Origin of the sequence: Alteromonas genovensis (assembly GCF_010500895.1) — a bacterium.
Lineage (GTDB): Bacteria > Pseudomonadota > Gammaproteobacteria > Enterobacterales > Alteromonadaceae > Alteromonas > Alteromonas genovensis.
Genome location: NZ_JAAAWO010000004.1, coordinates 258,099 through 270,203 on the forward strand (window position 1 = coordinate 258,099; position 12,105 = coordinate 270,203).

Consider the following 12,105-nt stretch of genomic DNA (forward strand, 5'->3'; position numbering starts at 1 on the left):
TATAAAAAGCGTAGCAGGGCTTTTCAATCTCGTTACCGGACCGTAGTACGGATAGGCTTTAGCCATTGGTATAAAGGCGTGAGAAAAACTAGGTAACTCCCCCTATTTTATTACCTTTTAGACTAATAATGGGCCGTTAGGTTTGCAGAAAACTTATTTGCGTCTACGTTTTAGAAGTAAGAAACGACATTAATGTCGCCTAAGTTTTAAACATCGAGTTAAGTATATGAAGTTGACAAAAAAAGTACTTCGCAAAGTTGCAATAGGCGTGGCTGGCACTGCACTCGCTCACGGGGCTTATGCTCAAACTAACGGTGGAGAAAGCACCTCAGTGAGTCTCGAGAATTACGTTCGAAAGGTCGTTAATGAAAACCCTGAAGTGCAAGCCAGCTGGCGTCAGCTTCAAGTTGCAATGTCAGATGTTGATATCGCTCGCGGAGGCTTTAGGCCCCAAGTAGATGTATTGGCAACAAGTGCTTACACAGATAGAAATTATGGTTTAGACCGAGAGTACATGGGGCACACAGCAGAAATAGCGCTGACCCAAATGCTTTATGATGGGTTTTTAACAAGTAGCGAAGTTAAGCAGTTCAAACAAGCGCAAGTAGTAAGGTATTTTGAATTGCTTGGCGAGGTTGAGCAAAAATCTCTTGAAACTGCGCTTGCTTATATGGATGTACAGCTGTTTAGAGAATTATTAAAGCTTGCAGAAGAAAACCTCATTACTCACGTAGATGTTTTTAAACAGATTGAAGATAGTGTTGAAGCGGGGGTTGGGCGACGGGCCGACCTGGAGCAAATCAGCGGGCGGCTTTCTCTTGCTGAATCCAATGTATTGACCGAGCTATCTAACCTTCACGATGTGACCGCACGCTTTCTTCGTTTAGTAGGAGTGAAGCCCGCAGATAGGTTAACACCCGTAACGTTAAATTCTGCTTATGTGGACACCAGTGTGACAGGTATTAATACGTTATTGACCAATGCCTATGGCACTAACCCACAATTTAACGCGGCAATTTACAATATAGATGCACAACGTTATGGAGTAGACAGTGCGAAAAGTCTGTATCACCCGCAAGTTAATTTGACGGCGAGCTACGGTGCACAAACGCGAGATCAAGCGGCACTGAATAATACAATAACTGAGGCCAGCGTAGGGGTTAATTTTTCTTACAATCTGTATAACGGAGGCTCTGACCGCGCTGCAATTAGGCAAGCCTTGTCTCAGGTGGACCTTGCAAAAGATTTACGAGATAAAGCGTGTATCGATATGCGACAAACGGTGCAAATTGCTTACAACGACATTATCAATATCACCGAGCAGCTTCCTTCGCTAAACGCGCATAGACTGTCATCAGATAGAGTGAAGTCAGCTTACATGGACCAGTTTACTATCGGTGAGCGTTCGCTATTAGATTTACTTGATTCTGAAAACGAATACTACGAGTCGAGTCGAGCTTATTTAGAGGCCCAATATACTCTTGAAAAAGCAAGAGTTAGGCTTTTGGCTGCTTCGGGCAGTTTGGCGCAAACCTTAGGTATTACAAAAGAAGGCGTACCTGACGTACTTGACATGGCAGAAGAAAAAATCAGCTATGATCCTAACTATGTTTGCCCTGTCGTACGCACTAACTTTGAAGATGAACGAAACATTCTTAAGCGGGACTCTGATGGTGATGGCATTGTGGATTTGTGGGACGACTGCGTAGACTCAACACCAGGGGCTATGGTTAATGATTTTGGCTGTGAGGCAAAAGAGCCAGAGCCCAGCGCTGCCGACTTCACCCTTGACGACGCTCAAATAATCGATTCTTTTAAGATGAACATAGAGTTTGCATCTAACTCCTCAGACGTGTTGCCAGAATACGAAAACAATTTGCAAAGCGTTATTGAAGCACTCAATGCTAATCCGAATTCAGGGGTGATCATTCATGGTCACGCCTCACTTGATGGCGATGCAGCTTACAATCAGCGCTTGTCAGAGCGAAGGGCAAAGGCTGTAGCGTCTCTTCTTATGACAAAAGCTAATATAGCGCCTCGTAGAATTACCGCAGTTGGCTATGGCGAGAGCCGTCCGCTTGTTGATGAAGAGTCTGAAGCAGCCAATGCACGCAACCGTAGAATTGAGGCTGCTATTATTCAGCTTCCCTCTAGTTAATCGTAATACGGCAGACCATATGAAGGATCAACAGGTCAAAAACGACATATCTTATTTACAACAGCAGGGCGGAGTATTGATGGATTGCTTAATAACAATCTGTCGTGCGCATTGTTTAAGTGTATCGCCGGTGAGCTTACTTAGTGGGCTACCGTTAGATAGCGGTGAGTTATCTCCTACGGGGTTTGAACGGGCCGCTAAAAGAGCTGGGCTTGCTAGCCGGACAGTTAAGCGTGATATTGATCACATTAACACGGCTCTATTGCCCGCTGTTTTAGTGTTAAACGAAAAGCAAGCGTGTGTGTTACACGGTTTATCTGGAACCCATGCAAGGGTGTCTTACCCTGAGCTGGATGATGCAGTTGTTGAAGTGCCACTGGAAGAGCTAAGCGTTAACTATACTGGCTACGTTATATTTGCTCGCCCTGAAATGCGGGCGCAAGACACAAATGCAAACATTGATAAATCGTCGGTAGGGCACTGGTTATGGTCGTCTATAAAGACAGCGAAAGGTCTATACCGAGACGTGCTGTTAGCGTCGGTTTTTATCAGCCTTCTTTCTATTGCCCTGCCTTTATTCGTGATGAACGTGTACGACAGGGTTGTGCCTAACGCAGCGTTGGAAACCCTGTGGGCATTGGCCATTGGCGTTTTGCTGGTATTAGCAGCCGACTTCCTCCTGCGTATGCTGCGTCAGTATTTTGTGGAGCTAGCTGCGAGCCGACTAGATGTAACACTCTCCGCAAAAATTATGGAAAAAGTGCTTTCGATAAACTTAGCGAATAAACCTGTTAAGAGCGGTGCGTTTATCAATAGCTTGCAGTCTTTTGAAAGTATCAGGCAGTTTTTTGGCTCGGTAACGCTGGTTGCTTTAGTGGACCTACCCTTCGGACTTTTATTTGTCGTTATCATTGCAATGATCGATATCTACTTGATTATCCCAATGCTTATTGGCGCTACTCTATTATTTCTATACGCAATGAAAGCGCAGCGAGTCATGCGCTCTTTGTCTGAAGAATCGATGGAAATAAGCTCTCGTAAGAGCTCGCTTGTTACTGAGAGCGTAACATCGTTAGAAGACATAAAAGCATTTGGTTATCAAAGTCGAAACCAGAGCGCGTGGGAAAAACAGACCATATTTCTTGCCAAAGTTAATGCAAAGCTTCGCTTAGTTTCCATGTCGGTAAATAACGCCGCACTTTGGATTCAACAGTCGGTAGGCGTGGTCATTATTTTAACTGGCGTCTATTTAATTATCGAAGGCGTAATTACGCAAGGTAGTTTGATTGCCGCTTATCTTCTATCTAGCCGAGCGATGGGGCCTGTTTCGCAAGCCGCATCGTTGTTAGCCCAGTTCCATCATGCAGAAACTGCCAAAAATGCTCTTGATGAAATTATGGCAATGCCTAGTGAGTCAGGCAGTAATAAACAAATTAAGAGCAATGTAGTTCTGAGAGGAAATATAGAGGCAAACCAACTCTGCTTTAAATATCCCGATGAAAATGTCCTCGCGCTTAAAGACATCAACTTCTCGATTAAACAAGGAGAGCATGTTGCCATTTTAGGAAAAAATGGCTGCGGTAAATCTACACTCAATAAACTTATTATGGGCTTTTATCGGCCTGAATCGGGGCAGCTCTTGATGGATGGTATCGATTTACAACAATACGATCCCACGCTGTTGCGCAAGCAGATTGGTTATGTTCCCCAAGAATTGAGCCTTTTTTATGGAACGCTTAAAGACAATATCATGCCAGAAAACTTGAACATGGATGACAGTGATTTCTGGGAAATATTAAGCCAATGTGGTTTAGCAAAATTGGTCAATAGTAGCGCGAATGGGGTAGAGCAAATAGTTGGCGAGCGAGGCTCTCTACTCTCGGGCGGTCAGCGACAAGCGGTCGCTATGGCAAGGGCCCTTGTTCGCGATCCAGCTATATACATTATGGACGAACCTACCTCAGCGATGGACTCGACTAACGAAGCGCAAATGAAAGAAACCATAAAAGCCGCGACCGAGGGTAAAACACTCATTATAAACACTCATCGTACGACCTTACTTGACCTTGTAGAACGGGTGATTGTGGTTGAAAACGGAAAAGTCATTGCAGATGGTAAAAAGGAAGACGTACTTGTGCAATTTAAAAAGCCAAGTCAAACACGTAAGAGGGCACCATGATTTTAAAAAGTAGTGGTGAGAAAAGAGACTGGCTTCAACGGTTAATGCGCGGGTGGCTTGCGCCACCTCCTGGGCAAGATTGGGTGTTAGAAGCCGAGTGGTCACGGATCATGCAAACGCCAGTAAAGGCTAAGGGGCTACTGTACCTCGTATCAATAGTACTTTTTCTCTTAGTGGTTTGGTCATATTTTGCCGAAATCGACGAGGTTGCAAAAGGCGACGGTAAGGTCATACCATCTCAACAGCTGCAGGTGCTGCAATCGTACGACGGCGGAATCGTTCAAGACATTTTAGTGACAGAGGGGCAAACCGTTAAAAAAGGGCAAGTCCTGCTTAGGGTTGACCCGACGCGATTTCTATCCAGTCTTGAAGAGAACACCACACAATTTGCAGCGTTGGCAGCAAAGGTGCAAAGGCTATCTGCACTCACTCAGGACAAAGCATTGAGGTTTAACGAAGAGTTACAAGATGCAGCACCCAGCATTGTCGAAAACGAACGTAAGTTGTACAACTCGAATTTAGCGGAGCTTGATGAAGTTGCGGCTGGCTCAGACTCTCGCGTTGTGCAGCGACGCCAAGATGTGGAAGAAGAACGTGCAAACCTTTCCCAATATCAAAATGTACTGTCTTTAACGAAGAAAGAGTTATCCGTCACAAAACCACTGCTAGCTTCAGGAGCCGTTTCCGAAATTGAAATTCTTAGGTTAGATCGAGAGGTGGTAGAACTTGAAGGCAATATTGCAAGGTCTAAAGTAGCCATTGAACGCGGGCTTAATGCTATTGAAGAAGAAATCATAAGAAAAGAAGAAAGTCGTTTAAAATTGATAAACCGTTGGAATCAAGAACTGACCGATGCTACCGGCGAAATGGCTACTTTACAGCAATCTCAGACCAGTTTAGAGGATGTGGTGTCACAAGCTGATATCAAATCACCTATTAACGGAACGGTTCAGCGGTTACTTATCAATACAATCGGAGGTGTTATAACCCCCGGTAGTGCCGTAGTTGAACTTATACCCCGAGATGATCAGCTTATTGTAGAGGCCAAAGTTTCGCCAAAAGACATCGCTTTTATTCGACAGGGTCAGCCAGCTATTCTTAAGTTCAGTGCTTACGATTTCACTATTTATGGTGGCATGGCAGCAGAAGTACAACATATTAGTGCCGATGCTATTACTAATGATAAAGATGAAACTTACTACTTAGTAAGATTGGAAACCAAAAGGAGCATAGCAGATGAATCCCTCGCCATTTTGCCAGGGATGATAGTGCAGGTAGATATATTGACGGGGAAAAAAACCGTGCTCAACTATATATTATCGCCATTGTTCAACGTGACAGCTTCTGCGCTGAGGGAGCGTTAAATGAGACATTTTATTGCGGAAAAAGATTTACAAGGCGCGCTAACTCAGTACTCATGGACAAAATACAGTACCGTTACCAGTATTGAGTGTAAAGAAAGTGACAGCATCTGGATAGTAGCCACCAACGATGATTGGCGGCGCCAGCTTATTGAAGCAAAGCAGAAAGTGTCGCATGCGGTCTTACTCACCTTCAATTATGATCGTGTAGAAATGCAGGCAGCGCTCATGCTAGGGGCTAGAGCATATTGTCACGCCCTTGGCACTGAATCCTTACTTGCATCGGTTGCTCGCGTTATAGAAGCCGGAGGCATGTGGCTACCTAACGAGTTACTGTCTGTCACGACATCAAACATTGCTACAAACCTCCAAGCGAAGCGAGTTCTACCTACACTCAAAAGCCTTACGAATAGAGAAAGAGATGTATTAGGCTGTATCCTAGATGGGCTTAGCAATAAAGAAATAGCGAGAGTACTCGGTATCACTGAGCGTACCGTAAAAGAATATGTCGGTACGCTGCTGAACAAGTTTCGCGCTAAAGACAGAATTAATCTGCTGCTTCACTTAGGTGAATTCAGTCATCTAAAAGATGTTCTATAACTTCTATGTGAGACACTATTCCATCGATGCCCAGCTCTGAAAACAGCTCATCATGATCTGACCGTTTCACTCCATCTGCATACACTTTAATACCAAATGTGTGTGCTAATGAGCAAAACCCCCGTAAAAAAGAATGATTAGCGAGGTTGCTGTCTATATCAGCCATAAAGCCAGAGTCGATTTTTACGTAGTCTAACCCCAATTCTTGGATGTTAATGAGCTGAGAAAAAGATTCACCAACGCGCTTTAATCCCACTTCACATCCTATTGCTTTTAAAGTATTGCAAAACTGTTTGAACGCTTCGGGGAAACGGTTAGCAGTAGACTCTCTTACCTCAAAACACAGCTGCCTCGCCGCGTTTTGGCTGTTATTCAGCTGATAATACAGCTGCGCTAAAATTTCATTATCTAATAAGAACTGCTCTGAACACAAAAAAGCGAATTTCGACTGGGTTTCAATAGCGTTAATGTATTTAATCAAATAACTAATTGTCGTTAACTCAAGCTGTGGAAGTAGGCCAAGATATCGAGCCCAATGAGTGTAGTATCCACTCTGGCGCAGCTCTCCATTTATTTCGACACCAGCCCAGCTTTGATAGTGAATGACTCGTCGTCTACTGTCTAAAACTGGGTAATTAAATGTCTCAACCTTTGAATGAGTTATTGCCGAGTTCAGCACCTCTGTCCATGCATTTTCTTTTTCAGTCGACTCGTTGTGCAAAAGTTCACCTTCAATGGAAGGAATTGCAGCATCTGAAGATTGTGCTTCGTTTAGCATAGTATCTGCCCGCATCAACACACTTGAAACACTATCGCCAGGGCGAATCTTTACCACAGACTCAAATATTTCAGGGTCGTTTGCATGACAAAATACCTCGGTGCAAACATTATGAAGGGCATAAGCAATGACACTCGCGTTATGAGTTTCAGTTAATAACACTACAAACTCGTTCTTTTGAAGTCTCGCAATACGGCTGTCGGTAAAACTCTGGTGGTTAAGCTGTAGAGCGCTATTAATCGCACTGACCAGATCTCTCAGTCGCTTTTTTCTTTCTGGGGCAGGTATCCGTAAAAAGCCCTGTTCTGTCGTAAACCGAATAAGAAAAATACAATTTATGCCTTGAGTGTCTCTGAACGCTATCTGTCCCTTAAGCATAAGGATGAAATAGTCTCTATTCGCCAGACCACTCTCATCGTCGAACTGAGTTTTATGACGCATTAAATCTAGCCGGCTATTTTCCTCTTCCATCACCTTTTTAGACTTTTGTGCCAAAAAATTCATAGCGTTTACGACACGTTTGAGTTCAAGCGTTCTAGGCACCTTCGATTTAATAAATCGCATATCTTGAAACGCCTCCGCTTGATCCACAACATCATCAAGCGGACGTAAAATCTTGCGAAGAAACCATCCACCAATGATACCGGCAACAACAGCAATTAACAGAAGTCCAACCACTAATCGATAGGCTGCACGCCACATTGAGGCAACGATAAAACCGGTGTCAGCTTCGACATAAATAGTTCCATACTGACTCCAGCCATTGCTTACTTGCGCAACACCGGGGGCGACATCAGGGGAAAAATACTTTGCGAACCAACGAGGTGAGTTTTGGTTAAGTTGAAAAGACTGATGATGGTCAGATATGACAGCGCCGTTAGCATCTTTTAGTGTGATCGCTGAATAGTGACCAATATCAAACTGCGACATAATGAATAAATCGAGAGTTACGGGGTCTTTTTCTAACTTACTCAATGTCAACGCAAGCATAGTCGCATTGTCTATGTTTTTAGCGTAAAGCTGCTCTTCAACATAATGTTTGGTTGTCACACCATAGATACTAACACTACCAATGATTGCTACGACCAAAACCACAACGATTGCTAGCCACAACTCTTTGATAATCGACATACACTTTAAGACCTCCTACTAATGCCTTCTTGCTTCATTCGCTCGATTACATTTCGCCACTTTGATAAACGACTGATCGAGTTTGACGCTTGGTTCACCTGCCCAGGCTGCCAAATTCCAGAATCATTAAAACTAAAAACGGGAATAAGGTCTGTCCGTTGAGACCCCGGTAGTACATTTGAGACAAGACTGTCTAACACCAACGGGTCGGAAGATGGCATATCGTAGTAGCCTAGAACCATATGTGCTTGAGTAATTCGGCTTCGTCCAATCCTAGCTTTCACATAAATAAGTCGCAACTTTTCACTCGCTACGCCTAAGTGTAGCAGAGCAACGTATTTAGCAATTGCAAAATCCTCACAATCGCCTCTGGAATGCCCCAAAAGCTCTGAGGGAGTAGCCCAGTAGTCTTTTTCATTGAACACTTCAGCGTCAAGCGCATAGTCAATATGCTTATCGAAAAATGCATTGACGCCAATAAGCTTCTTTTCGTCGCTTTCATTTCTTAGCGATGCTAGCGTTTCGGCTAACTCATTGACGACAGAAGCTCGCTCTTCCCCAAATTTACTTTTGACTTCAGTCTCAAGTGTCAGAAACTCGATACTCAGGCGGCCCGTCATTTGCTGAGCTGCGACTAGCAGTGCAGCAACAAGCGAGCAAAACAGCGCGAGTCTAGTAAACTTCATACGTATTCGCTTTTCAAAATACAGCATTCATTTTAAACAAGCTGGGTCGCCTAGTACTACTTTTAATAGTATATAGATATAGCATGAGTCTAGTCAGAAACCAATATATGCTGCCTAGCGCCATACGCAAAAAAAAGGCAGAGATGTGAAGTGACCACTCTGCCTTTTGGGATGCTTTAATTTATAAAAAACAAATTAATCAGTCACTGCATAATCGATACACGCTAGTTACTCGCAACCATTATCGTTTTGATATTCACAAACTCGCGAATACCATAACCGCCGTGCTCTCGACCATAACCGCTGTCTTTTACACCACCGAAGGGTAGGTTAGGCTGAGCGAGTGAATAACCGTTGATATTTACCATACCGGTATCAAACTCATTTTTAGCAAGTGCAATGGCGTTGTCTGTATCGGTACTAAAAATACCGCCGCCAAGTCCATAGCGTGAATCGTTCGCAATTTCCATGGCCTGCTTATCGTCACGAGCACGAATGAGTGAGGCTACGGGGCCAAACAATTCGTCATCGTAAGCTGGCATACCAGGCGACACGTTTTCTAATACCGTCACTGGGTAAAAGTAGCCAGCTCCATCAGGCACTTCGCCACCTAGTGATATGGTTGCACCTGCATTTACTGATTCTTTTACTTGGTCATGTAGTTCGTCACGTAAGTCTTCACGAGCCATGGGCCCTAAATCCGTCCCTTCTTTCGAAGGGTCACCTACCGTTAGCTTTTTACACTGTGAAACAAATTTATCTCTAAATTCATCGTATACACTATCTGAAATGACAAAACGTTTGGCTGCAACGCAGGTTTCGCCGTTATTAATCACTCGGCCTTTAATGCACATCTCTACTGCATTGTCGATATCAGCATCAGCCAATACAATGAAGGCGTCATTACTGCCTAATTCCATAACTGTCTTTTTCGATTCGCCGGCCGCTTCTTTAGCCACCTGCTTACCAACGCTGTCACTTCCGGTAAAGGTCACACCACGAACGTGCTTGTGTTTGATAAGACCACTTGCCGTGCTACCGTCAATCATTAGCGATTGATACACATTTTTTGGAAAGCCTGCGTCTTCGTAAAGCTGCTGAATAGCTTGTGCCATACCAAACACGTTTTGCGCATGTTTAAGCACGGTTGTGTTACCGGCCATGATATTCGATGCGCTATAACGTATCACTTGATATAGCGGGAAGTTCCAAGGCTGAATGCCTAAGATAACGCCAGTGGGTTGATAGGTAATAATGGCTTTGCCGCCCTCATATACACGCGCTTCATCTTCTAAAAATGATGCGCCATGTTCGGCGGTATATCGACAAATCTCCGCACAAAGCTGGACTTCCTGTTTGCCCTGCTCTGCCACTTTACCCATTTCGAGGGTCATTAAGTTAGCAAGATCATCGATGCGCTCTTCCATCAAGTCCGCTAAGTTATTAAAAATTTCGGCCCGAGCTCCAAAGGAAGTTTTCTTCCAATTCAGATAGGCTTCGTGAGAGCGCGTTACCGCTTGCTCGGCATCTTCCGCTGATATCAATTGATAATGATCAAGTTGCTCACCAGTTGTCGGGTTATACGTCTTAATTGTCTCGCTCATTGTCAAACTCCTTGTTCTGTTGATGCACTAGGTAGTGCAACTACAACGCCAACAAGTATGAAATAAATATAAGCAATTAAATTCAACAACTTAAAAACATAACTAACGCACAAACTTATATGGCGATAATAGTGGGTATTGGGAAAAGATTACGAGTAATGGTAAAGATTTCAGAAAATTGATGTGAAAACGCTTACGATTGAGCATAAAAAAGGTGAGAACTGACTTTGAGTTACCTTAGCGTATTGTCCTTTGCGCTGTATTTTCGCAAAGGCCTTTTACAGCAAAGTGAAAATTAGGGGTGCACACGTTTTTTTGTACGTAGAGGAAAAAGAAACGACTAAGGCTAATCGGTGTAGAGGTCAGGAAAGTGAAATTTTGCCATTGCCAGCGTAAGCGCCACTTCATAAACACTTTGGCGAGTAGCGTGATTCAGCGTAAGCAGACCAATGGCACCGCCTTTTTGCTTTACATTTACAGTATCAAACAAGGCATCCATTACCGGGCCGAGCTCTTCCCCGCGCTGTAGTGCTTGAAACACCGCGACAGGAAGGGGCAAACTTGCACTTCGCGTAACCGACCAATGCCCTTCGTGGTAAATAGCCACATACGCAAAGGTTGCGGGGCCATCTTCAAACACATCCACACCGCCCTCTATGGCGACATACCATGAATCTGGAAAGCCACCTTCATGCAGGCTCAGCATGGCTTTCACTCTGTTAATAGCACCCTCACGGGTTTCTGCTTCAGACATAGGCTGCTCAGCTACGCCACTTTCTACCGATATACCCTCGGCATCAAAATCATGCTCTAACGTGTCAGATAAGGTATTAAGCGCGGCGTTGATCTTTACCGGGTTTTTAGACCCTACGTAAATGGTGTCAGGAATCATGCCTAGCTCCTTGTAACCGGGTTATTGACAATGTCATCAACCATCAAACGATAGTCACGCACCGCGGGAAACTCGGTTATATTTCTGTCTGGCAAGGTGCGGTCAGGATTGTCCACCGCCAGTAAATGTTTAATACCAAACGTTTTAGCCGCGTTCAGTATAGGCAAAGAATCATCGACAAACAGCGTTCGCTCATTAGTAAACTGAACCCGCTCCTGTAAACGTTGCCATAGCAATTGGGATTCTTTCGTTACCCCAAACTCATGAGTGGAGATGAGATTATCTATATGCTCGTCTAACTGGGTATGCTCTAACTTTAAGGCCAAGCTATTCGGATGGGCATTAGTCACAAGTACCACTTGGCGACCAGAAGTGTGCAGTGCGTTTAAAAATGGGACCGTGTCTTCGCGAATAGAGAGCAAGTGAGACAGCTCGCGTTTTAGCGGCATAAACTCAGAATCTAAATCTAGGGATAGAGACTCAGCCCAATAATCAAGGCAATACCATTGAATTTGACCAAAAACGCTGTCGTAGCGCTTTTTCATTTCGGCTTGGCTTTGCGCTTCTGAAATACCGCGAATTTCAGCTAATCGTTTGGGAAGGTGATACAACCAGAACTGATTATCGTAATGTAAATCCAGTAGTGTACCGTCCATATCAAGCAGTACGGTGTCTATTTCATTCCAGGGCAGAAAGGGCAAGCGATTTTCCTTATA

9 protein-coding genes are annotated in these 12,105 nt (G+C 44.1%); 4 read left to right on the forward strand and 5 right to left on the reverse strand.

The window, feature by feature from the left end; translation table 11 throughout:
* Positions 1–226 precede the first annotated feature (226 nt).
* From GTQ48_RS07680 to GTQ48_RS07695, 4 genes are all read left to right on the forward strand, one after another.
* A complete protein-coding gene (locus GTQ48_RS07680; RefSeq protein WP_163106041.1) occupies positions 227–2,158 on the forward strand; it encodes a TolC family outer membrane protein in 1,932 nt (643 codons plus the stop codon).
* A 79-nt stretch (positions 2,159–2,237) separates the two neighbouring features.
* The gene (locus tag GTQ48_RS07685; RefSeq protein ID WP_163106177.1) at positions 2,238–4,337 is read left to right on the forward strand and encodes a type I secretion system permease/ATPase; all 2,100 of its coding nucleotides are present in this window, start codon (positions 2,238–2,240) and stop codon (positions 4,335–4,337) included.
* Positions 4,334–5,701, forward strand: a complete 1,368-nt coding sequence (locus GTQ48_RS07690; RefSeq protein ID WP_163106042.1) for an HlyD family type I secretion periplasmic adaptor subunit — start codon at positions 4,334–4,336, stop codon at positions 5,699–5,701. The genes GTQ48_RS07685 and GTQ48_RS07690 overlap by 4 nt, the downstream gene beginning before the upstream one ends.
* Positions 5,702–6,298 carry a helix-turn-helix transcriptional regulator gene (locus GTQ48_RS07695; protein WP_163106043.1) on the forward strand — a complete coding sequence of 199 codons (597 nt, stop codon included), beginning with the start codon at positions 5,702–5,704 and terminating at the stop codon, positions 6,296–6,298.
* Here GTQ48_RS07695 and GTQ48_RS07700 read toward each other — a convergent pair.
* The 5 genes from GTQ48_RS07700 to yrfG all read right to left on the reverse strand — a co-directional run bounded on the left by GTQ48_RS07700 (position 6,273) and on the right by yrfG (position 12,090).
* Positions 6,273–8,207: a bifunctional diguanylate cyclase/phosphodiesterase gene (locus tag GTQ48_RS07700; protein ID WP_163106044.1), complete on the reverse strand. Its 1,935-nt coding sequence runs from the start codon at positions 8,205–8,207 to the stop codon at positions 6,273–6,275. The two genes, GTQ48_RS07695 and GTQ48_RS07700, sit on opposite strands and share 26 nt — an antisense overlap.
* A 5-nt stretch (positions 8,208–8,212) precedes the next feature.
* Complete coding sequence (locus tag GTQ48_RS07705) at positions 8,213–8,893, reverse strand: transglutaminase-like cysteine peptidase (RefSeq protein ID WP_239060040.1); 681 nt, start codon at positions 8,891–8,893, stop codon at positions 8,213–8,215.
* A 224-nt stretch (positions 8,894–9,117) separates the two neighbouring features.
* Positions 9,118–10,497: an NAD-dependent succinate-semialdehyde dehydrogenase gene (locus GTQ48_RS07710; RefSeq protein ID WP_163106045.1), complete on the reverse strand. Its 1,380-nt coding sequence runs from the start codon at positions 10,495–10,497 to the stop codon at positions 9,118–9,120.
* Positions 10,498–10,843: 346 nt separating this feature from the next.
* Entirely contained in the window at positions 10,844–11,389 is a 546-nt protein-coding gene (gene yjjX, locus GTQ48_RS07715; RefSeq protein WP_032095323.1) for an inosine/xanthosine triphosphatase, read from the reverse strand.
* A gap of 2 nt (positions 11,390–11,391) precedes the next feature.
* On the reverse strand, positions 11,392–12,090 hold the full coding sequence (gene yrfG, locus GTQ48_RS07720) for a GMP/IMP nucleotidase (RefSeq protein WP_032095322.1): 699 nt from the start codon (positions 12,088–12,090) through the stop codon (positions 11,392–11,394).
* Between the last annotated feature and the right edge of the window lie 15 nt (positions 12,091–12,105).